The sequence below is a fragment of the Microbacterium sp. sgz311019 genome, from assembly GCF_056135325.1.
In genome coordinates this window covers 41,334-62,408 of record NZ_JBWAXO010000010.1, presented here as the reverse complement: position 1 = coordinate 62,408, position 21,075 = coordinate 41,334, and the positions used below count along the sequence as shown (strand labels likewise).

At 69.1% G+C, this 21,075-nt stretch carries 19 protein-coding genes; 6 read left to right on the top strand and 13 right to left on the bottom strand.

The annotated features are described in order from the left end of the window. Positions 1-262: 262 nt before the first annotated feature. From AC0NZN_RS15635 to AC0NZN_RS15615, 5 genes are all read left to right on the top strand, one after another. Positions 263-4,135, top strand: a complete 3,873-nt coding sequence (locus AC0NZN_RS15635) for a S8 family serine peptidase (RefSeq protein ID WP_474593244.1) — start codon at positions 263-265, stop codon at positions 4,133-4,135. A 71-nt stretch (positions 4,136-4,206) separates the two neighbouring features. Next, positions 4,207-4,977, top strand: coding sequence for a FadR/GntR family transcriptional regulator (locus AC0NZN_RS15630; RefSeq protein ID WP_474593243.1), 771 nt, complete (start codon positions 4,207-4,209; stop codon positions 4,975-4,977). After that, positions 4,958-5,674, top strand: a complete 717-nt coding sequence (locus AC0NZN_RS15625; protein WP_474593242.1) for a PDC sensor domain-containing protein — start codon at positions 4,958-4,960, stop codon at positions 5,672-5,674. The genes AC0NZN_RS15630 and AC0NZN_RS15625 overlap by 20 nt, the downstream gene beginning before the upstream one ends. A gap of 127 nt (positions 5,675-5,801) precedes the next feature. Next, positions 5,802-7,166, top strand: coding sequence for an NAD-dependent succinate-semialdehyde dehydrogenase (locus AC0NZN_RS15620; protein WP_474593241.1), 1,365 nt, complete (start codon positions 5,802-5,804; stop codon positions 7,164-7,166). Positions 7,167-7,217: 51 nt separating this feature from the next. Beyond that, a complete protein-coding gene (locus AC0NZN_RS15615) occupies positions 7,218-8,732 on the top strand; it encodes an APC family permease (protein ID WP_474593240.1) in 1,515 nt (504 codons plus the stop codon). A 54-nt stretch (positions 8,733-8,786) separates the two neighbouring features. Here AC0NZN_RS15615 and AC0NZN_RS15610 read toward each other — a convergent pair whose 3' ends face one another. The 13 genes from AC0NZN_RS15610 to prmC form a co-directional block, all read right to left on the bottom strand. Then, on the bottom strand, positions 8,787-9,539 hold the full coding sequence (locus AC0NZN_RS15610; protein WP_474593239.1) for a YaaA family protein: 753 nt from the start codon (positions 9,537-9,539) through the stop codon (positions 8,787-8,789). 70 nt (positions 9,540-9,609) lie between these two features. Then, a complete protein-coding gene (locus tag AC0NZN_RS15605; protein WP_474593238.1) occupies positions 9,610-9,870 on the bottom strand; it encodes a F0F1 ATP synthase subunit epsilon in 261 nt (86 codons plus the stop codon). Between the two features lies 1 nt (position 9,871). Further along, positions 9,872-11,323: a F0F1 ATP synthase subunit beta gene (gene atpD / locus AC0NZN_RS15600; RefSeq protein ID WP_474593237.1), complete on the bottom strand. Its 1,452-nt coding sequence runs from the start codon at positions 11,321-11,323 to the stop codon at positions 9,872-9,874. 24 nt (positions 11,324-11,347) lie between these two features. After that, complete coding sequence (locus AC0NZN_RS15595; RefSeq protein ID WP_474593236.1) at positions 11,348-12,241, bottom strand: F0F1 ATP synthase subunit gamma; 894 nt, start codon at positions 12,239-12,241, stop codon at positions 11,348-11,350. An 18-nt stretch (positions 12,242-12,259) separates the two neighbouring features. Further along, positions 12,260-13,897: a F0F1 ATP synthase subunit alpha gene (atpA, locus tag AC0NZN_RS15590; protein ID WP_474593235.1), complete on the bottom strand. Its 1,638-nt coding sequence runs from the start codon at positions 13,895-13,897 to the stop codon at positions 12,260-12,262. Between the two features lie 61 nt (positions 13,898-13,958). Beyond that, complete coding sequence (locus tag AC0NZN_RS15585) at positions 13,959-14,750, bottom strand: F0F1 ATP synthase subunit delta (protein ID WP_474593234.1); 792 nt, start codon at positions 14,748-14,750, stop codon at positions 13,959-13,961. Beyond that, positions 14,750-15,301 (bottom strand): F0F1 ATP synthase subunit B, encoded by a 552-nt coding sequence (locus AC0NZN_RS15580; protein WP_474593233.1) that lies wholly within the window; start codon positions 15,299-15,301, stop codon positions 14,750-14,752. The genes AC0NZN_RS15585 and AC0NZN_RS15580 overlap by 1 nt, the downstream gene beginning before the upstream one ends. A gap of 26 nt (positions 15,302-15,327) precedes the next feature. Next, positions 15,328-15,549 (bottom strand): F0F1 ATP synthase subunit C, encoded by a 222-nt coding sequence (gene atpE, locus AC0NZN_RS15575; RefSeq protein ID WP_320943695.1) that lies wholly within the window; start codon positions 15,547-15,549, stop codon positions 15,328-15,330. Positions 15,550-15,595: 46 nt separating this feature from the next. After that, positions 15,596-16,411, bottom strand: coding sequence for a F0F1 ATP synthase subunit A (gene atpB / locus AC0NZN_RS15570; protein ID WP_474593232.1), 816 nt, complete (start codon positions 16,409-16,411; stop codon positions 15,596-15,598). Between the two features lie 146 nt (positions 16,412-16,557). Then, complete coding sequence (locus AC0NZN_RS15565) at positions 16,558-17,037, bottom strand: hypothetical protein (RefSeq protein WP_474593231.1); 480 nt, start codon at positions 17,035-17,037, stop codon at positions 16,558-16,560. After that, the gene (locus tag AC0NZN_RS15560; protein ID WP_474593230.1) at positions 17,034-18,209 is read right to left on the bottom strand and encodes an MraY family glycosyltransferase; all 1,176 of its coding nucleotides are present in this window, start codon (positions 18,207-18,209) and stop codon (positions 17,034-17,036) included. Before AC0NZN_RS15560 ends, AC0NZN_RS15565 begins: the two co-directional genes overlap by 4 nt. Beyond that, the gene (locus AC0NZN_RS15555) at positions 18,206-19,024 is read right to left on the bottom strand and encodes an L-threonylcarbamoyladenylate synthase (RefSeq protein ID WP_474593229.1); all 819 of its coding nucleotides are present in this window, start codon (positions 19,022-19,024) and stop codon (positions 18,206-18,208) included. The genes AC0NZN_RS15560 and AC0NZN_RS15555 overlap by 4 nt, the downstream gene beginning before the upstream one ends. A gap of 56 nt (positions 19,025-19,080) precedes the next feature. Next, positions 19,081-19,953, bottom strand: coding sequence for a peptide chain release factor N(5)-glutamine methyltransferase (gene prmC, locus AC0NZN_RS15550; RefSeq protein ID WP_474593228.1), 873 nt, complete (start codon positions 19,951-19,953; stop codon positions 19,081-19,083). 105 nt (positions 19,954-20,058) lie between these two features. Here prmC and cysK point away from each other — a divergent pair, with 105 nt between their 5' ends. Continuing rightward, positions 20,059-20,997 (top strand): cysteine synthase A, encoded by a 939-nt coding sequence (cysK, locus tag AC0NZN_RS15545; RefSeq protein WP_474593227.1) that lies wholly within the window; start codon positions 20,059-20,061, stop codon positions 20,995-20,997. Positions 20,998-21,075: the final 78 nt, after the last annotated feature.

Below are 21,075 nucleotides of genomic sequence, written 5' to 3'. Positions count from 1 at the left end.
CCGCCCTCGATTCGCGGTGGCGAGCACCACGGGCTGGGGAGGCTAATACATCCTATACTGAATCTTTAAATCGGCGGAACCGTGACGTGGCGTCGCCGGGTCCGATCACCTCGAGCATCCAGGCCTCCGTTCGGGCTCGCCTCCCCGACCGCATCGCGCCTCGGCGGTCTCCTGGCGGATGCCGGTCATGGCGGATCTTCGCCACAGACGATAGTCCGACCCCATGAGACCGTGGGCCCACATCCCAACCGGAAGGGCTTCCATGGATCCTCGAGAAGGACGACCCGCGCGACGGCGTGTCATCTCGTTCACCGCCGCTGTCGGCAGCATCGCGATCGGCGTGACCGGCTTCGGCGCAACGGCACTCCCCGCTGCGGCCGCCACTTCGCCATCCGCCTCGTCGTCCACGCCCGCACCCGCCGGCGACGAGCACACCGTCACACTGGTGACCGGCGATCGCGTGCACGTGACGGATCTCGCCGACGGCAAGCACACGGTCCAGATCGACACTGCTGAGCCGGGCGCCGGAGTCAAGACGCTGCAGATCGGCACGGAGCTGCACGTGATTCCGGATGCGGCGCAGCCCTATATCGCATCGGGCGCCCTGGACCCCGACCTGTTCAACGTCACCAAGCTGATCCAGTACGGCTACGACGACGCACACGTGACGTCCACCCCGGTCATCCTCGAGCTGTCCGGCCGCACCGCGCCCTCGACACCGGTCCCCGGACTCGCCGTGGGCCGGAGCCTGCCGAGCGTCGACGGTGCGGTGGCCACCGCGTCCCACAAGGATGCCAAGCAGACCTGGAAGTCGTTGACCGGCAAGGGCAAGCGCGCATCCGCCAAGGGCGCGACCGCGCTGTCCGCGACCAGCACCCCGTCGCTCGACAGCGGCATCGCGTCGATCCAGCTCGACGGCAAGGTCAAGGCGTCCCTCGACTCCTCCGTGCCGTGGATCGGCGCGCCGGCGGCATGGGCCGCAGGCCTCACCGGCACCGGCGTGACCGTCGCTGTGCTGGACACCGGGTACGACGGGACCCACCCGGACCTCGCCGGCCAGATGGCTCCCGGCTCGACGAGCTTCGTGCCCGGTCAGGCGGTCGACGTCGACCCGGTCGGACACGGCACGCACGTCACCTCGACCATCGTGGGCACGGGCGCCGCGAGCGAGGGCAAGTACCGCGGTGTCGCCACCGGCGCGAAGGTCGTCATGGGCAAGGTCCTCGGCGACGGCGGCTTCGGCCAGGACTCGTGGATCATCGCCGGAATGGAGTGGGCCGCGCAGCACGCCAAGATCGTCTCGATGAGCCTCGGCTCGCAGCAGCCCTCGGGCGGCGACGACCTGATGTCGCGGGCGCTGGACGACCTGTCGGCGAAGACCGGCGCACTGTTCATCGTCGCGGCGGGCAACGCCGCGAACCCCGAGACCATCGGCACCCCTGGCTCCGCGGCGAGCGCGCTGACCGTCGGCTCGGTCGATCATCCGTCCGGCGCACTGTCCTGGTTCTCCAGCCAGGGCCCGCTGGCCTTCTCCGGCGCCATGAAGCCGGACATCGCAGGTCCGGGGAACAACATCACCGCTGCACGATCGGCGCAGAGTCCCGGCAGTGGCTCGTATGTGACGATGAGCGGCACCTCGATGGCGACCCCGCACGTCGCCGGCGCAGCCGCGATCATCCTGCAGCAGCACCCCGATTACACCGCCGCACAGCTGCGGGCCGCTCTGACCAGCACGGCGCGGGACGTCGGGCTGACGCCCTACCAGGTCGGCGCCGGCGCCGTGAACGTGGCGGCCGCCACGACCGCGCAGGTGATCGCCTCCGGGTCGGGCGACTTCGGGATGCTGAGATGGGGCGACGCCGCCCGGACGCTCACCCGCACGATCGCGTACACCAACCGCGGTGACACGGCCGTGACGCTGTCGCTGGACGCGTCGCTCGCCGACACCACGCCGGTGACCGACGAGGGGCCGGGACCGCTGTCGGTCTCCGGCATCCAGGGTGTCATCTCGCTCTCCGCGGACTCGCTGACGATCCCCGCCGGCGAGACCCGGTCCGTGACCGTCAGCGGAGACCAGACCGCCGTGCCGAAGGGACACCAGTACTCCGGTGCCCTCATCGCGACCGTCGACGGCGCCCCGGTGACCCGCACAGCGCTCGGCATCATCGCCGAAGCCGAGCGGTACGACCTGAAGATCACCGCGACCGGCTTCGACGGAGAGCCGATCGAGGCCTTCACGTACATCTGGGATCAGAAGAATCAAGCCATCATGACGGTGGCCGTCGAGGGCGACACCACGCTGCGCCTGCCGGCGGGCCGGTACGCAGTGCTCTCGTACATCGACCTGAATCGCACGCTCGACAGCCAGGTGACCGTGCTCGTCGGCGACCCGAGCGTCAAGCTCGAGGGGAAGGACGCCACCGTGGCGCTCGACGCACGCGCCGCCAAGCCGGTGAGCGTCGACGTCGGCACCAAAGGCCTCGATGCCGTCGTTCAGCGCATGGATCTCACGGTGGACGACTTCACCACGGGTACGATGCTGCCCACCGTCGAGGACGGCTTCTACGCGCAGCCGATGAAGGTCGATGCGGACCAGAAGCTCGACTTCACCACGCGGTGGCGTCTGCAGAAGCCGGCGCTGTCTCTCAGCGCGGGCAAGCTCGCGCTCGATGTCATCCCCCAGTTCGGATCGACCCTGCAGGACGGAGACATCCGCCTGACGGCCGTGGATGCGGGCACAGGCTCGGCCGCGGACCTCGCGGCGGTCGACGTCCGCGGCAAGGCGGCAGTGATCACGCGCTCGGATGCCGTGTCCTCGCACGACCGGGCGGCGAACGCCTTCGCGGCCGGAGCGAAGCTCGTCGTGGTCGTGAACGATGCCGACGGCGAGCTCAGCGAGTGGGCCGCCGCGGACGACGGAACACCCGTCGCCGGCTGGGTCGCCGGCATCAGCGGCGTCCAGGGCAGGCAGCTGCTCGCGCAGATCCACGCCGGCGCCACCACCATCACCGGCACAGGAATCGTGGACGTCGACGAGATCTGGGACATCGCGCGCTACAGCGCGGGAAGCATCCCCTCCGATCTCGCCTACGCCCCGAAGAAGCTTGCGCGCATCGACACGACGTATGCGGGCCAGAAGGGCAGAGTCGTCGGCGAGTTCCGGTCGGACTTCTCCCCGAACGCGATCTACGGCGCCGGGTTCCCGATGCGCACGACACGGGGCATCACTCGAACGGAATGGGTCAGCACCGAGAACATGCGCTGGTCTCAGACCGTCCAGGACATGGATGCCACCTGGCAGATCCGGGATGTGATCCGCAGCTACGACGCGGGGTCGCGCACGCGAGACTCGTACTTCGAGGCGATCGTGCGACCTTACGTCGGACCCGGCTATTGGGCGCCGTTGAAGGACGGCCTGGGGTTGCAGTTCAACCTGCCGAACTGGGCGGACGGCGCGAACCCGGAGCGCACAGGATCCGTCGACACGTATGCCGGCAATCCGCACTTCACGCAGTCGGCGACGCTGTACATGGACGGAGTCCAGACAGCACAGTCCGAACACGGCGGGTTCGCCGTGTGGGACATGCCCGCGGGGAAGCACGACTTCCGCCTCGTCGACGTCGCCACCCAGGACGGGTTCCTCTCGCCCGGTTCGACCGCGACCCGCACCGAGTGGACGTTCTCGACGACCGTCCCCACGACGGACTACGCCCGCATCATGCTGCCGATGCTGCAGGCGTACTACGACGTGGCCCGCGACTCACAGGGCGTGATCGGCGCTGACCGCAGGAAGGGCGCTCCGGTCCCACTCGACCTGCAGCTCTCGCATGTCCAGGGCGCGGAGGGCACGGCGGCGATCACAGACGCCACGATGGAGGCCCGCGTGTCGGGCGGCGAATGGAAGACCGTGCCCTTGACGCTGCGCTCGCGCGACACGTCCGGCCCGGGTGAGCCGTCGCCGAACTCGTTCTCCCGGGGACGTGCGTTCGTCGCGATCTACGGCGCCTCGGTACCGGTGCCGGACGCGGGCGGCTGGATCGACCTGCGTGTGACCGGAAAGGATGCCGCGGGCAACAGCATCTCGCAGGAGATCACCAAGGCCTTCCAGGTCGTGGCGGCGAAGGGCGCCAAGTAGTTCTAACCGGACGGGGCTCGGTCCGCCACGGCGGCCGGGCCCCTTCCCGTTCGCTCGGCTATGGTGGGCACGTGTCGTCGAGGGTCGGACCCGGTGCGCGCGAGGCCGTGTTCGCGCAGCTGTCGGATACCGGGCGCGCGGAGCAGGTCGCGCGCCGCATCACGGACGGCATCGTCCTGGGCGTGCTGGCGCCCGGCGAGCGGCTGCCGAGCGAGCCCGAGCTGGCGCGGCGCTTCGGCGTCGCCCTCATCACGGTGCGCGAGGGTCTCGGCGTCCTCCGCGACAGCGGACTCGTCGAGACGCGGCGCGGCCGCGAGGGCGGCAGCTTCGTCGTCCACGACGACGCGGAGCACCGCGGCATCCTGACCGCCCGGCTGCGCAACCTCAGCCAGGTCGAGATCGGCGACATCGCCGTCTACTTCTGCGCGATCGTGGCCGCGGCCACCGAGCGCGCGGCGGAACGCGCGGCGCCCGGCGACGCCGAGCGCCTGGACGCGTGGCTCGGCGAGGCGGATTTCTCCGGCCCGGCCGCCGCACGCACGAACCAGGGCGGGTTCTTCCTCGAGCTCGCAGTGCTGAGCCAGTCGCCGCGACTCGTGCGCGAGCAGATCAGGCTGCAGGCCGATGCGGCCCCCGTGCTGCTGATCGGGCTCGACGATGCGGCGGTGCGCGCCGAGACTCTTGCGCATGACCGGGGGATCGTGCGCGCCGTGGCCGCCTGCCGCCCGGCTCCCGCGCGCGAGGCGGCCTGTGCGCTGATCGCCCTCCTGACCGAACGCGTGCTCGCGGCGAAGGCCCGCGTCGAGAGAGGAGGGACCCTGGATGAGCCGCTCAGCGCCTGAGCTCGCCGCCCTCGTCGACGACCGCACGCGCGAGGTCTTCACACTTCTGGATGCGTGGCGGGGCGAGGTGGAGGACGCCTTGCGCTCCGACCCCACACGCGCGGAGATCGACGGAGCGGTCGCCGACCTCGTCCTCCCCGTGCTCGACACCGCCGACCCCCGATTCGTCGGCGCGGGCTTCATCGCCGACAGCGACGTCGTCTCCGCGCGCGGCGTCCATTTCGCCTGGTGGCTGGGGCCGCTGGACGACAACCCCGTCCTCGGCGCCACGACGGTGCCGACACGGCTCGACCTCTCGACACGTGGCTACGCCGAGTACCTGCGCGACTTCCGGTCGCTCGAGTGGTTCCGCGTGCCCGCGACGACTTTCCAGGCACACGTGACCGGCCCGTACGTCGACCACCTGTGCACGTGCGACTACATCCTCACGTTCACGTCTCCCGTGCGCTCGCCCGCCACCGGCGCCGTCGCGGGGGTCGTGGGAGCCGATGTCGCCGTGCGCCGACTCGAGCGCGACCTGCTTCCCGCCTTCCTCGACGCCGACGAGCCGATGGCCCTCGTGAACGCGGACGGCCGGGTCATCGTGTCGACCGAGCCCGCCTTGCAGGTCGGCACGATCGCGGAGTCGAAGACGCGCGCGGAATGCGCGGGAGCGCCGTTCACGGTGCTCCCGCGTCCCGCGGTCCACCGTCCCTGATCCGCACGGCAGTCCCTGCTCGTGCACCGAACCCCTCGCCAAATGAATCATTCGCTGGTATATCTTTTACCTGAGTTCGCAGCGCGGCGGACGGAGATCCGGCGCGTGCATCCCGAAGGAGTACCGCATGCCCTACGCCGTGACCGATCCGCTCACCGGTCAGATCGTCAAGACCTACGCGACCATCTCGGACGCCGACCTGCAGTCGGCGATCGCCTCCGCACACGACGCGTACCGCACCTGGTCGAAGAGCTCGACCGTCGCGGAGCGAGCCGCGCTCATCCGGCGCGTGGGCGAGCTGCACAACGAGCGGGCGCAGGAGCTCGGCGAGATCATCGTGCGCGAGATGGGCAAGCCGATCGAGCAGGCGGTCGGCGAGGTCGAGTTCGCCGCGGCGATCTACGAGTACTACGCCGACAACGCCGAGACGCTGATGGCGGACGAGCAGATCGATCTGCTCGCCGGCGAAGGGTCGGCGTTCATCCGCCGATCGGCGCTGGGCGTGCTGCTGGGAATCATGCCCTGGAACTTCCCGTACTACCAGGTGGCCCGCTTCGCCGGCCCGAACCTCGTCATCGGCAACACGATCCTCCTCAAGCACGCGGAGCAGTGCCCGGAGTCGGCTGCCGCGATGGAGCAGATCTTCCGGGATGCCGGCTTCCCCGAGGGCGCGTACGTCAACCTCTACGCCTCGCACGCGCAGATCGAGACGGTGATCGCCGACCCGCGGGTCCAGGGCGTCTCTCTCACGGGCTCCGAGCGGGCGGGTGCCGCGGTCGCAGAGGTCGCCGGCCGGCACCTCAAGAAGGTCGTGCTCGAGCTCGGCGGGTCGGATCCCTTCATCCTGCTGTCGACGGATGACCTGGATGCGACGGTGGATGCGGCGGTCCTCGCCCGCGTCGACAACAACGGCCAGGCCTGCAACGCCGCCAAGCGCTTCATCGTTGCGGACGAGCTCTACGACGCCTTCCTCGAGAAGTTCACCGCCGCCATGAACGCCGTCGCCGAAGGCGACCCGAAGCAGGAGGGCACGGCCCTCGGACCGCTCTCGAGCGAGCGCGCGGCCGAGATCCTCTCCGAGCAGGTGTCGCGTGCCGTGTCACAGGGCGCCACCCTCCACTCGGGCGGTGTTCGCCGCGGCAACTACTACTCGGCGACGATCCTCACGGATGTGAAGCCCGGCAGCGACGCCTTCCACGAGGAGTTCTTCGGCCCGGTCGCCCAGGTGTTCCGGGTCGCCGACGAGGGCGAGGCGGTCGCGCTCGCCAACGACACCCCGTTCGGTCTCGGCTCCTACGTGTTCACGACGGATGCCGAACAGGCCCTCCGCGTCGCGGACGGCATCGAAGCGGGCATGGTCTTCGTCAACGTCGTCGCCGCCGACGGAGCAGAGCTCCCCTTCGGCGGCGTGAAGCGCAGCGGATCGGGCCGTGAGCTCGGCCGCTTCGGTGCCGATGAATTCGTCAACAAGAAGATGATCCGCATCGGCTGACGGCCACCCGACCGTCTGCATCCCCTCGAAACGCTCACCCGAAAGGAAGCGATGTCCAGCCTGCCCGAAAAGCCGGCGATCCTCGATGACGAGGCTCACCTCAATGTCCTGGGATACCAGGATCACTTCAACCGCTCGATGAGCTTCTGGGCGAACTTCGCCCTCGGCTTCACCTACCTCTCGCCTCTGGTCGGCGTGTACTCGCTGTTCGCGCTGGCCATGTCGGTGGGCGGCCCGCCCTCGATCTTCTGGATCTTCATCGTCGGCGCCGGTCAGCTGCTCGTGTCGCTCGTGTTCGGCGAGGTCGTGTCGCAGTACCCCATCCATGGCGGCATCTACCCCTGGGCGCGGCGCCTCTGGGGCCGCCGCTACGCGTGGATGGCGGCGTGGGTCTACATCTGGGCCATGATCGTCACGATCACCGCCGTCGCGGAGTACGGCTCGGGCTTCATGGCGAGCCTGTTCGGCCTTCCCAACACTCCCCTGTGGACCCTCATCCTCACCGTCGTGCTGCTGCTGGTCGCGCTGGGCCTGAACTTCTCGGGCACGAAGACGATGGCCCGCGTCGCGCAGATCGGACTCGCGGCGGAGCTCGTCGGCGTCATCGGCGTGGGGCTCTACCTCATCATCTTCCAGCGCAAGCAGCCCTTCAGCGTGTTCTTCGACACGATGGGCGTCCAGGGCAACGGGAGCTACCTGACGGCGTTCCTGGGAGCCGCCCTCGCCGGCCTGTTCCTGTTCTACGGGTTCGAGGCGTGCGGCGACGTCGCCGAGGAGGTCGCACGCCCTGCGATCCGCATCCCGCGCGCCATGGCGCTGACCATCCTGGTAGGGGGCGTCTCCGCGCTCTTCTCGTTCGGCGGCTACGTGCTGGCCGCGCCCGACCTCCCGGCCATCGTCTCCGGCAAAGAGGGCGACCCGATCCCGGCGATCCTCGATTCGGCTCTCGGCCCGATCGGCGCGAAGATCTTCCTCGTCGTCGCGGTGACCGCGTTCCTCTCATGCGTCTTGAGCCTGCAGGCCGCCGCCAGCCGTCTGCTGTACTCCTTCGCCCGCGACGGGATGCTGCCTGGTCACAAGTGGCTCTCGAAGGTGACCCCGCGCACGAAGGTGCCGGCTAACGCGCTTCTCGTCGCGTGCACGGTTCCCGTGATCATCGCCGTGCTGATCTTCATCAACGCCGACCTGCTGGTCGCGGTGACGTCGTTCGCGGTGCTGGGCATCTACGTCGCGTTCCAGATGGTCGTGCTCGCGGCATTGCGTCAGCGCGTCAAGGGGTGGCGCCCGGCCGGCCCGTTCTCGCTCGGACGCGCGGGCATCGTGGTCAACGTCGCGGCGCTCGCCTACGGCATCTTCGCCATGTTCCTGCTCGCCCAGCCTGGTGCGTCGGGCAACTTCGTGACCGACTGGATCGTCCTGATCGGCCTCGGCGTCGTCCTGGTGGTCGGCGGGCTCTACCTGTTCATCGCGCGTCCGGACCGCCAGTCCGACGCGCCCGCAGGCGACGCCATCGCGGTCGCGGAGCAGATCCGCGCCCGCACGGGAGCCGTGCAGACCACGCGCTGAATCGGACGGCCGACGCCGGTGGGACGGATGCTCGTCCCACCGGCGTCGCTGGTTTCAGACGACGAGGTCGAGCTCGCCGGGGGCGGAGCCCTCGCGAAGGGTGAAGCCCGCGGCATCGGCCCAGCGCAGCAGCCCGGCTGGCGTCGCCGCACGCGGGCGGGTCTCGGCGAGCGCGCGGACGAACGCGCCCTTGGCGTGCTTGTTGAAGTGGTTGAGCGCCCGTGCGGAGCCGTCCGGGCCCTCGGTGACCACACGTACGTAGCGCGTCGCCACACCGGCGGGCACGGGCCCCAGCGCCGCGTACGCCTCGGAGCGCAGATCGAGCACGAACGACGGGGATGCTGCGGCCAGAGCCGCCGTGACCGCGCCGCCCCAATGCCGGGTCAGCGGCGGTACGCCAGGAAGCGAGGTGTTCGCCGCGAGCCGGTACGCCGGGATGCGGTCGAGCGCTCCGACGGGCCCGAAGGGCGCGGAGTGGATGAGCACATGCGCGCCGAGCCAGCGGCGAGCCGCGGCATCCAGCGACGACGCATCGAGCGCATCGAACAGCACCCCGGTGTAGCGGTCGACGGCGGGCATCGTCGGTGCCTCGCGCAGTCGCGCGTTGGCTGCGATCTCCGGGCGCTGCCGTTCGCTGAGCTTGAGCACCCGTGCCGCCTCATCCTCATGTGAGGAAAGCGCGACGAGCGCGTCGACGACGGCCTCGCGCTCGCGCCGCAGCTCGGGGAAGGCCAACGTGTCGAGATCGAGCGGGCGGCGGACGCCCCCGGGATGCTTCGTCTCGGAGGGTGGCAGCAGGATCAGCACCGTGGCGTCCTTTCGGTGGATGCGGAACCGCCCCCTGCCCGGAGGCAGAGGGCGGTTCCGGTGTCCTGTGTCAGGAGGCGAGGGCGGCGGTGCTCGCCACGATCGTCACGACGTCGTTCTCGACGGAGAGGAAGCCATCCTTCGCGTCGGCCACCACGCGGGTGTCGTCCGGACGCGTGATGCGCACCTGACCCTCGGCGAGCAGCGCGAGCACGGGCGAGTGTCCGGCCATGAAGCCGATCTCGCCGATGACGGTCTTGGCGACGACCAGCGACGCCTCACCCGACCAGATCTCCTCCTCGGCCGAGACCAGACTCACCTGCAGCGGCATGTCAGCCGTTCTCCTTCTGGATCTGCGCCCACTTCTCCTCGACATCGGAGATGCCACCGACGTTGAAGAAGGCCTGCTCGGCGACGTGGTCGAAGTCACCGCGCACGATGGCGTCGAACGACTCGATCGTCTGCTTGATCGGAACCGTCGAACCCTCGACACCGGTGAACTTCTTCGCCATGTAGGTGTTCTGGGAGAGGAACTGCTGGATGCGGCGTGCGCGCGACACGACGACCTTGTCCTCTTCGGAGAGCTCGTCGACACCGAGGATCGCGATGATCTCCTGGAGCTCCTTGTTCTTCTGGAGGATCTGCTTCACGGCGGTCGCCACGCGGTAGTGGTCGGCGCCGATGTAGCGGGGGTCCAGGATGCGGCTCGTCGACGTCAGCGGGTCGACGGCGGGGTACAGACCCTTCGACGCGATCTCACGCGACAGCTCGGTCGTGGCGTCCAGGTGCGCGAACGTCGTGGCGGGAGCCGGGTCGGTGTAGTCGTCCGCGGGCACGTAGATGGCCTGCAGCGACGTGATGGAGTGTCCGCGCGTCGACGTGATGCGCTCCTGGAGCACACCCATCTCGTCGGCGAGGTTCGGCTGGTAGCCCACCGCGGAGGGCATGCGGCCGAGCAGCGTCGACACCTCGGAGCCCGCCTGCGTGAAGCGGAAGATGTTGTCGATGAACAGCAGCACGTCTTGGCCCTGCACATCGCGGAAGTACTCCGCCATGGTGAGGGCGGACAGCGCCACGCGCAGACGCGTCCCCGGCGGCTCATCCATCTGGCCGAAGACGAGGGCGGTCTTGTCGAAGACGCCCGCCTCCTCCATCTCGTGGATCAGGTCGTTGCCCTCACGGGTGCGCTCGCCGACACCGGCGAACACCGACACACCACCGTGGTCCTGCGCGACGCGCTGGATCATCTCCTGGATGAGGACGGTCTTGCCGACGCCGGCGCCGCCGAACAGGCCGATCTTTCCGCCGAGCACGTAGGGCGTCAGGAGGTCGATGACCTTGATGCCGGTCTCGAACATCTGCGTCTTGGACTCGAGCTGGTCGAAGTTCGGCGCCTTGCGGTGGATCGGCCAGCGCTCGGTGATCTCGATCTTCTCGCCCGGCTCGGCATTGAGCACCTCGCCGATGACGTTGAAGACCTTGCCCTTTGTGACGTCGCCGACCGGGACCGTGATCTGCTCGCCGGTGTTGCGCACCTCCTGGCCGCGGACGATGCCGTCCGTGGGCTTGAGCGCGATCGCGCGCACCAGGTCGTCCCCGAGGTGCTGGGCGACCTCGAGCGTGATCTCGGTCGACTCGTCGCCGATCGTGATCGTCGTCTTGAGCGCGTTGTAGATGTCCGGGATGCCGTCGTGCGGGAACTCGATGTCGACGACGGGTCCGGTCACGCGCGCGACGCGACCGACGACCGCGGTGGCCGGCTCGGCAGTAGCGGTGGTGCTCATGTGTGGTGTCTTCCTCGTGTGGTCTCAGTTGCCAGACGCCAGTGCGTCGGCGCCGCCGACGATCTCGGCGATCTGCTGCGTGATCTCCGCCTGACGCGCATTGTTGCGCAGGCGGGTGTAGTCGGTGATGAGCTTGTCGGCGTTGTCGCTGGCGGACTTCATCGCCTTCTGCGTCGCGGCGTGCTTCGCCGCCGACGACTGCAGGAGCGCGTTGAAGATACGGCTCTGGATGTAGACCGGCAGCAGCGCGTCGAGCACGAGGCTCGCCTCGGGCTCGAAGTCGTACTCCGGGAACACCGTGGTGCTGTCCTCCGGAGCGTCGACGACCTCGAGCGGCAGGAGCCGCACGTTCTCGGGCGTCTGCGTCATCATGCTGACGAAGCGGTTGTAGACGAGGTGGATCTCATCCACTCCCCCGCTGTCGCCGCCCCGATTGAACGCGTCGACGAGCGTCTGCGCGATCTCGACCGCGGTCTCGAAGTGCGGTGTGTCGGTGTCGCCGACCCACTCAGCCTCGCTCGACAGACGGCGGAACTGGAAGTATCCGACCGACTTGCGTCCGATGAGGTAGTAGACCGGCTCCTTGCCTTCCGAGCGCAGCAGCTCGGCGAGCTCCAGGCCGGCGCGGATGATCTGCGAGTTGAAGGCGCCCGCCAGACCGCGGTCGGAGGAGAAGATGACGACGGCGGACCGCGTCACCTTCTCACGCGCGGTGGTCAGCGGGTGCGTCGCGTTCGAGCGCGTCGCGACCGCCGAGACCGCACGAGTCACCGCGCGCGCATACGGCGAGGACGCGCGCACGCGGGCCTGCGCCTTCTGGATGCGCGAAGCCGCGATGAGCTCCATCGCCTTCGTGATCTTCTTGGTCGTCTGGGCAGAAGCGATCTTCTGCTTGTAGACCCGGAGTTGTGCGCCCATGGTTCTTGTTCCGCGGGCTCAGCCCCGGCGGCCCTTGACGACCCGCTCCTGCACGACGTCGCCGGCACCGGTCGGCTGGAACTCCTCGTGACCCGGCTGGTCGATCGCACGACCCTTGCCGAGGAACTCCTCGAGGAACACGTCCGTCTGCTTGTTCAGCTCCGCCTTGGTCGCGTCGTCGAGAACATTCGTCTGGCGGAGCGTGTCGAGCACGTTGGTGTTCAGTCGGAGGTGCTCGAGCAGCTCGCTCTCGAACTGCAGAACGTCCTCCACCGGGACCGAGTCCAGCTTGCCGTTGGTGCCGGCCCAGATCGAGACGACCTGCTCCTCCACCGGGTACGGCGAGTACTGCGGCTGCTTGAGCAGCTCGGTCAGACGAGCGCCGCGCGCCAGCTGGCGACGGGACGCCGCATCCAGGTCGCTCGCGAACATCGCGAACGCCTCGAGCGAGCGGTACTGTGCGAGCTCGAGCTTGAGCGTTCCGGAGACCGACTTGATCGACTTGACCTGGGCGTCACCGCCGACGCGGGACACCGAGATGCCGACATCCACGGCGGGGCGCTGGTTCGCGTTGAACAGGTCGGACTGCAGGAAGATCTGGCCGTCCGTGATCGAGATGACGTTCGTCGGGATGTAGGCCGACACGTCGTTGGCCTTCGTCTCGATGATCGGAAGACCCGTCATCGATCCGGCACCGAGCTCGTCGGACAGCTTCGCGCAACGCTCGAGCAGACGCGAGTGCAGGTAGAAGACGTCACCCGGGTAGGCCTCGCGCCCCGGCGGGCGGCGCAGGAGCAGCGACACGGCGCGGTAGGCCTCGGCCTGCTTCGACAGGTCGTCGAAGATGATCAGGACGTGCTTGCCGCCGTACATCCAGTGCTGACCGATGGCCGAGCCGGTGTAGGGGGCCAGGTACTTGAAGCCGGCCGGGTCGGATGCGGGGGCGGCAACGATGGTGGTGTAGGCCATCGCACCGGCGTCCTCGAGGGCGCCCTTGACGGAGGCGATCGTCGAGCCCTTCTGGCCGATCGCGACATAGATGCAGCGGACCTGCTTGTTCTCGTCGCCGGACTCCCAGTTGGCCTTCTGGTTGATGATCGTGTCGATCGCGATCGCGGTCTTGCCGGTCTGGCGGTCGCCGATGATGAGCTGACGCTGGCCGCGACCGACCGGGATCATGGCGTCGATCGCCTTGATGCCCGTCTGGAGCGGTTCGTGCACGCTCTTGCGCTGCATGACGCCGGGCGCCTGGAGCTCGAGGGCGCGCGCGCCCTCCGATGCCACGGGGCCGAGGCCGTCGATCGGGTTGCCCAGCGGGTCGACCACGCGACCGAGGTAGCCGTCGCCGACCGGGACCGAGAGCACCTCGCCGGTGCGGGTGACCTGCTGGCCAGCCTCGATGCCGGCGAATTCGCCGAGGACGACGACACCGATCTCGTGCTCGTCGAGGTTCAGGGCCAGGCCCTTCGTGCCGTCCGCGAACGTCACGAGCTCGTTCGCCATGGCGCCGGGGAGTCCCTCGACGTGGGCGATGCCGTCGGCCGCGTCGACGACCGTGCCGACCTCGGTCGCAACGGCCCCGGTGGGCTCGTATGCGGCGACGAAGTCCTTCAGCGCGTCACGGATGACGTCGGGGCTGATGGAGAGTTCTGCCATTGTCTTCCTTCGTTCATGGGGCCTCGGCCCCGAAGTCTCCGCCGTGGGCGGGAAGTCTGGATCAGCCGGCGAGGCGCCGACGGAGGTCGGCGAGTCGCGCCGACACGGTCGCGTCGATGACGTCGTCGGCGACCTGCACGCGCAGTCCGCCGACCACGGTCGGGTCGATCACGGAGTTGAGCGACACCTGGGTGTCGTACTTCGCGGCCAGTGCGTTCGACAGCCGCTCGGACTGCGCCGCGCTCAGCGGCGCGGCGGAGTAGACCGTCGCGACCGTCCGGCCGTGCTGGGCGGCCGCGAGACGCATCGCCCAGGCGAGCAGCTCGCGCACGCGACGCTCGCGGGGCTCGCGGATCAGGGAGGCTGCGATGAGCAGGGTCGCCTCGCTCGCGCGTCCCCGCAGGAGCGACTCGACGAGCTCGCCCTTCTTCTCCGAGGCGCCCACGCGGCTGCCGAGCCCGAGCTCCAGCTCCGGGTTCGCCGCGACGATGCGCGAGAACTCGAACAGCTCGCCCTCGACATCCGCCGCCGGGTCCGCCTTGGTCGCCGCGCGAACGGCCATCTCCTCGAGTCCGCCGACGAGGTCGTCCTCAGACGACCATGCCTGGGAGACGGCGGTGTGCAGGAGGGCGACCGCCGGTGCCGACAGAGCCTTGCCGAACACGTCGCGAACGACAGCAGTGCGCGCCTGCGCGGGCGCAGCCGAGTCGGCGAGCGCCCCGCGCAGCTGCGGCGACGCGCTCAGGATCCGGGCCGCGGCGAAGAGCTCGCCGGCGACACTGAGGTCGACGGACGAAGCGGCGTTCAGTGCCGCGGTCGTCGCCGCCACGGCCTGAGTGGTCGCGCTGCCCATCAGGCCTTGCCAGCCGTTTCGGACGCCTCGAGCTCCGCGAGGAAGCGGTCGACGACGGACTGCGCACGCGTGTCGTCGGCGAGGGTCTCGCCGATCACACCGCCGGCCAGGTCGAGAGCCAGCGTCCCGACCTCGCCGCGCAGCTGGACGAACGCCGTCTGACGCTCGGCGGCGAGCTGGGCCTGCGCGTTGGCCGTGACGCGAGCGGCCTCGGCCTGAGCCTGCTCCTTGGCGTCGGCGATGATCTTCGCGCCGTCGGCACGGGCCTGGTCGCGGATCGCCGCGGCCTCGCCGCGGGCGTCGGCGAGCTTCGCCGTGTACTCCTCGAGCGCGGCGGTGGCCTGGGCCTGCGCCTCATCCGCGCGCTCGATGCCACCTTGGATGGCGTCGGCGCGCTCGTCGAGCAGCTTGTTCATGGTGGGCAGGATCTTCCAGATGAAGAACACGAGCACGATGACGAACGCGAGCGTGCCCCAGACCAGGTCGGGGAGCGCGGGGAGGACGGGGCTGACCTGCTCGTCCGCCGCAGCGGTGACGAATGCCTCGAGCATTCAGACTCCTTGGCTGTGCGGGCCGATTACGGCTTGGGGAACGGGATGAATGCGACGGCGATGGCGATGAAGCAGAGGGCCTCAGTCAGAGCGATACCGATGAACATGAGGCTCTGGAGACGGCCCTGCAGCTCGGGCTGACGTGCGACCGACTCGATCGTCTTGCCGATGACGTAGCCGACGCCGATACCGGAGCCGATGACGGCGAGACCGAAGGCGAGCGGAGCGAGTTGTCCGACGATGTTCACTGGGTGGTTCCTTTCGAAGGGGTTTGGGTGGAGCGGCCGGAGCGGATCAGTGCTCTTCGGCGACCGCGAGTTGGATGTAGATGGCAGTGAGGACTGCGAAGACGTAGGCCTGCAGCGCCGCGATGAACAGCTCGAGGACCGTGAACGCGATCCCGAACGCGAACGATCCGAATCCGAGGAGGCCGAGCAGGTTGCCGTTCGCGAGAACCGTGAAGAAGAAGAACTGCGTGGCCGTGAAGCACAGCACGAGGAGCATGTGGCCCGCGATCATGTTCATCGTGAGTCGCAGCGTCAGGGTGACGGGCCGCACGATGAAGGTCGAGAGGAACTCGAGCGGGACGATGAAGACGAGCAGCCAGCCGGGCACACCCGTCGGCATGACGGAGTCCTTCCAGAACCGGAAGCCCTTCTCACGCATGCCGGCGTATATGAAGGTGACCCACGAGATGAGGGCCAGCACGATCGGAAGGCCGATCAGCGCGGTCGTCGCGACCTGGAGACCGGGGATGGTGCCCGTCAGGTTCATCGAGAGGATGAGGAAGAACATCGTGATGATGATCGGCTCGTACTTGCGGCCGCGCTCTTCACCGAGGGTGTCGTAGATGATGTTCTTCCGCGCGAACATGAAGACGGCTTCGAACGCGGCCTGACCACGACCCGGGACGATCTTCATGCGACGCGTGGCGAGCCAGCAGATGAGGATCAGAAGCACGACCACGAGGAGGCGGATGAGCATCACGCGGTTCAACTCGAACGGCGTGCCCGGGAAGAGCAGAGCCGGCGGGAAGAAGTCGTCGATGGACGGGCCGTGGAACCCGCCGTCATCGCTCGACGCGGCGGCGATCATTGAGGCGACGTGCATTGACAGCTTAGGCTCCAGCTTCGGGGCACCGGGGAACGGCGCGACGGGGGGTCAGGAGAGTCGTGGACCACTGGCACGCCACAAGGCAAATGTGGCTCGGGCCGCGCAAGCGACGACTCCCCAACCATATCAGGAAACCTTCAGGCTCACGAATTCGTCGGCGGCTTCGAGGGATCGTCTGAAGAGCCCGGGAGAGGCACTTCCCCGACGTACGGAACGCGCACTCGCGCGAACACGACGATGTCGACGACGAGGGATGCGAGCGCGCCCGCGATGGCCGAGAAGAAGAAGACCCACGGCACGATCCAGGGCTGTGCGCGGAGCACCAGCATGCCGATGAGGAAGACGACGACCTTCACGAACCAGCCGCCCATGACGACGACGAAATAGCCGGTCGACATCAGCTGATCGCCGGGCAGCCGGGCGCCGATGAGCATCATGAGGGCCGTCAGGCCGAAGAACAGGCCGGCGAGCAGCACGCCGGCGAGGCCGCTCCAGAGGCCGTTCCAGCCGGCGACGAGGTAGCCGACTCCCGCCGCCACGACGGCGAGGATGCCGATGATGATTCCGGCCCAGCGCAGCGTCGCGTTGAGGATGATCGTCGCGGTGCGTCTCTGATAGTTCATGCGGGGGTCTCCTCTGGTCGGCGGGGCTCGGCTTCGGGCTGGCCGGCCTGCCGTCGGGCGGGGGTGAAGGTGACGACGAGGCACGCCGCGATGCCGACGACGCCGTAGGCGACGCCGATCCAGTACTGGCCCCACCAGTCTTGACGCGTGGCGATGTACATAAGCAGGAGCGAGAGGCCGGCGATCGCGGTCCACGCGTAGAAGATGAGGACCGCGTCGCGGTCTGAGTGGCCCATGTCGAGCATGCGGTGGTGGAGGTGCTTGCGATCGGGCGAGAAGGGCGACTTGCCCGCGCGCAGGCGGCGGATGAGGGCGGAGCCGAAGTCGATGAGCGGCAGGATCGCGACGGCGATGGGCAACAGGATCGGCATGAAGGCGCCGAGCAGCTGCGAGCGGCCGAAGACGTTGGGATCGAGCATCGACGGGTCCCACGTGCCGGTGATCGCGATGGCGGAGGTCGCCATCAGCAGGCCCAGCATGAGGGCGCCGGCATCCCCCATGAACAGCTTGGCCGGACTCCAGTTCAGCGGCAGGAAGCCGGCGCAGGCCCCGACGAGCACGGCCGCGATGAAGGATGCGAGGTTGAAGTAGCTGCTGGCGCCGGCATCCCGCACGAACAGATAGGAGTAGGCGAAGAAGATCGCGTTCGCGATGAGACAGACGCCCGCGACGAGGCCGTCGAGCCCGTCGATGAAGTTCACGGCGTTCATGACGACGACGATCGCGAACACGGTCAGCAGCACGCTGAGGCCGCTCGGCAGGTACGTGATGCCGCCGGACATCGGGATCGTGTAGATCTGCAGCTGGCCGAACCAGGCGATGATGCCCGCGGCGAGGAACTGCGCGCCGAGCTTGATGAACCAGTCGAGGTCCCAGATGTCGTCGGCGACGCCGACGACGACGATGATGCCGGTGGCGGCGAGGATCGCGTAGATCTGGTTCGGATCGGTCCAGATGATCGAGAAGAACGGATTGTGCGCCGAGACCACGAACGCCGCGACCACGCCGAGGAACATCGCGATGCCCCCGAGCCGCGGGGTCGGGGTCTTGTGGACATCCCGTTCGCGGATGCCGGGGTACAGCTTGTACCTCAAGCTCAGCCGCCACACCGCCCAGGCCAGGCAGAGCGTGAGCGCCGCGGTGAGGAGGACCGCGAACAGGTACTGCTTCACGCGGAGCCGTCCGCCGGCGGCGTGTCCGGCGGGACGGCGACGGCCGGCTCGGACATCTCGACCGCCTCGGCGTCGGACTCGGCGCCGGTTCCCGCGGTGGACCCGGTGCCGGTTCCGCTGTCGGAACCCGTGCCGGGGTCATCGGCGGGGTCGGGCTCGAGCAGGTCGCCGAGCACCTCGCGGAGGCGGGCGCGGTCGATCGCGCCCTCGCGCAGGACGCGCACGACAGGCGTCTCGCCGCCGACGAGGGTCGTGGCATCCACGATCGTCGAGGCGATGCCGGTCTCGACCATGCCGTCCTCGAGGTACACGTCGACGAGGTCGCCGAGCATGGTGCGCGCGCCGGCGGCGGTGAGGGCCGCGGCGATGCCCGTCTTGTTGGCGCTCGAGACCGCCAGAGGTCCGGTCTCCTCGAGCAGCTCGAGGGCGAGACGATGGGCGGGCATGCGGACGGCGACAGTGCCGTGCGTGTCGCCCAGATCCCACGCGAGCGAGGGCTGGGCCGGAAGCACGATCGTCAGGCCGCCGGGCCAGAAGGCCTCGACGAGACGCTCCACGGGCTCGGGGATCTCGGCGACGAGGGCGGCCAGGGTCGCACGGCCGGCCACCAGCACGGGCGGCGGCGACTGGCGGCCGCGGCCCTTCGCATCGAGCAGTCGCGCGACGGCGGCCGGGGAGAACGCGTCGGCCGCGATGCCGTACACGGTGTCGGTCGGGAGGACGATGAGGTCGCCGCGGCCGATGGCGTGACGGGCCTGGCGCATGCCGCCGAGCAGCTGCGCCTCGTCGCGGCAATCGAAGAGGAGGGAGGTCATGGCCTCCCAGTCTATTTCAGATGTCCGGGCGGTCCTGGCCCGGCGTGCGGCCTCCGTCAGGGATGCACGGCGGTCGTCACGCGGTCCCGCACCGTCAGATCGGGATGCGTCGCGGCGGCCCGCCACCCGTCTCCCGTGAGCACGGCGCGCACATCCTCTCCCTGCCACTCGCCGTGCTCGATGGCGATGAGCCCTCCCGGTCGTGCGAGCGCCAGGCCCACGCCGCTGAGGACGCGCACGACGTCGAGACCGTCCGGTCCCCCGTACAGCGCCTGCGGCGGGTCGAAGAGCCGGACCTCCGGATCGCGCGGGATCGCGTTGTCGGGAACATAGGGCGGGTTGGATGCGACGACGGCGACGCTCCCTGCGAGCTCGCGGAGCATCACGGCGGCCTGGGCGAGATCGCCCAGGGCGACCTCGAGGTTGTCGGGTGCGAGGCGCGCGGCATTGCGCGCCGCCCAGGCGAAGGCCTCCGGCGATCGCTCGATCGCGTAGACGCGGGCATGCGGGACCTCGGAGGCCATCGCGATGGCGATGGCGCCGCTGCCGGTTCCCAGATCGACCGCGATGGGAGCAGGGGATGCGTCGGCCCGCAGAGCATCGATCGCGAGCTGCGCCAGGAGCTCGGTCTCGGGACGCGGCACGAAGACTCCGGGGCCGACCTCGAGTTCGAGGTGGCGGAAGGGCGCCAGGCCGGTCAGGTGCTGCAGCGGCTCGCGCGCAGCGCGGCGCGCGACGAGTGCGGCGAGGGTCGCCGCATCCTCCGCCGACAGGGCATCGCCCCGGATGGCGGCGGCCTGCACTCCCCCGCGGCTGAGCGACATCACGTGCGCCGCCAGCAGCTCGGCGTCCACCCGAGGATCGGGGACGCCCGCGGCAGCCAGCGACGCGACCGCGTCGCGCAGGAGAAGATCGAGCGTGTCGGTCATGGCCCGTCCACCATACGCTGTGATGCAACGTCACATTCAGACTCCTCAGGACATGCGAGTCCTAGGCTTTCGAGACGTCACCGACCGACCCGAAAGGCAGCCGCCATGCCCGGCATCCACAACGACATCACGTCCGCATTCGGCAACACGCCCCTGGTCCGCCTGAACCGCGTCGCGGAGGGCGTCGGCGGCAACATCCTGGCGAAGCTCGAGTTCTACAACCCCGCCTCCAGCGTCAAGGACCGCCTCGGCATCGCGATCGTCGACGCCGCCGAGGCCTCGGGCGAGCTGCAGCCGGGCGGCACGATCGTCGAGGCGACGAGCGGCAACACCGGCATCGCGCTGGCGATGGTCGGCGCCGCGCGCGGTTACCGCGTCATCCTCGCCATGCCGTCGTCGATGTCGGTCGAGCGCCGCCTGCTGCTGAAGGCGTACGGGGCGGAGCTCGTGCTCACCGATCCGGCCGGTGGCATGAAGGGCGCCATCGCCACCGCGCGGGAGCTCGTCGCGGACATCCCCGGCGCCATCCTCGCGCGTCAGTTCGAGAACGAGGCGAACCCGGCGATCCACCGCAAGACGACCGCGGAGGAGATCATCCGCGACACCGACGGCCAGATCGACTACTTCGTCGCCGGCATCGGCACGGGCGGCACCATCACGGGTGTCGGCCAGGTGCTCAAGGAGCGCGTGCCGGACGCCAAGATCGTGGCGGTCGAGCCGTCCGACTCTCCCCTGCTGACCAAGGGCACGGTCGGACCCCACAAGATCCAGGGCATCGGACCGAACTTCTTGCCGGAGATCCTCGACCAGAGCGTCATCGACGAGGTCATCGACGTGGAGTTCGCGGACGCGATCTCGACCGCGCGCGCGGTCGGCACGCAGGACGGCATCCTCGTCGGCATCTCCTCCGGCGCAGCGATCTGGGCGGCCCTGCAGGTCGCCGCTCGCCCCGAGGCGGCGGGCAAGAACATCGTGGTCATCGTGCCCTCGTTCGGCGAGCGCTACCTGTCGACGGCGCTCTACGAGGATCTGCGCGAAGATTGACTCCTCACGACGGCGCGCCGCTCAGCCCGACCCGCTCGGGCGCCGACGCGCCGTCGTCTGCGGCAGCGCCTGAATCGA

Bases quoted from the DNA above. Each gene is read 5' to 3' on its own strand.
- AC0NZN_RS15635 (WP_474593244.1), top strand. From the start codon at position 263: ATGGATCCTCGAGAAGGACGACCCGCGCGACGGCGTGTCATCTCGTTC.
- AC0NZN_RS15625 (WP_474593242.1), top strand. From the start codon at position 4,958: ATGAGCCGCTCAGCGCCTGAGCTCGCCGCCCTCGTCGACGACCGCACG.
- AC0NZN_RS15620 (WP_474593241.1), top strand. From the start codon at position 5,802: ATGCCCTACGCCGTGACCGATCCGCTCACCGGTCAGATCGTCAAGACC.
- AC0NZN_RS15615 (WP_474593240.1), top strand. From the start codon at position 7,218: ATGTCCAGCCTGCCCGAAAAGCCGGCGATCCTCGATGACGAGGCTCAC.
- AC0NZN_RS15605 (WP_474593238.1), bottom strand. From the start codon at position 9,870: ATGCCGCTGCAGGTGAGTCTGGTCTCGGCCGAGGAGGAGATCTGGTCG.
- atpD (WP_474593237.1), bottom strand. From the start codon at position 11,323: ATGAGCACCACCGCTACTGCCGAGCCGGCCACCGCGGTCGTCGGTCGC.
- AC0NZN_RS15595 (WP_474593236.1), bottom strand. From the start codon at position 12,241: ATGGGCGCACAACTCCGGGTCTACAAGCAGAAGATCGCTTCTGCCCAG.
- atpA (WP_474593235.1), bottom strand. From the start codon at position 13,897: ATGGCAGAACTCTCCATCAGCCCCGACGTCATCCGTGACGCGCTGAAG.
- AC0NZN_RS15585 (WP_474593234.1), bottom strand. From the start codon at position 14,750: ATGGGCAGCGCGACCACTCAGGCCGTGGCGGCGACGACCGCGGCACTG.
- AC0NZN_RS15580 (WP_474593233.1), bottom strand. From the start codon at position 15,301: ATGCTCGAGGCATTCGTCACCGCTGCGGCGGACGAGCAGGTCAGCCCC.
- atpB (WP_474593232.1), bottom strand. From the start codon at position 16,411: ATGCACGTCGCCTCAATGATCGCCGCCGCGTCGAGCGATGACGGCGGG.
- AC0NZN_RS15565 (WP_474593231.1), bottom strand. From the start codon at position 17,037: ATGAACTATCAGAGACGCACCGCGACGATCATCCTCAACGCGACGCTG.
- AC0NZN_RS15555 (WP_474593229.1), bottom strand. From the start codon at position 19,024: ATGACCTCCCTCCTCTTCGATTGCCGCGACGAGGCGCAGCTGCTCGGC.
- prmC (WP_474593228.1), bottom strand. From the start codon at position 19,953: ATGACCGACACGCTCGATCTTCTCCTGCGCGACGCGGTCGCGTCGCTG.
- cysK (WP_474593227.1), top strand. From the start codon at position 20,059: ATGCCCGGCATCCACAACGACATCACGTCCGCATTCGGCAACACGCCC.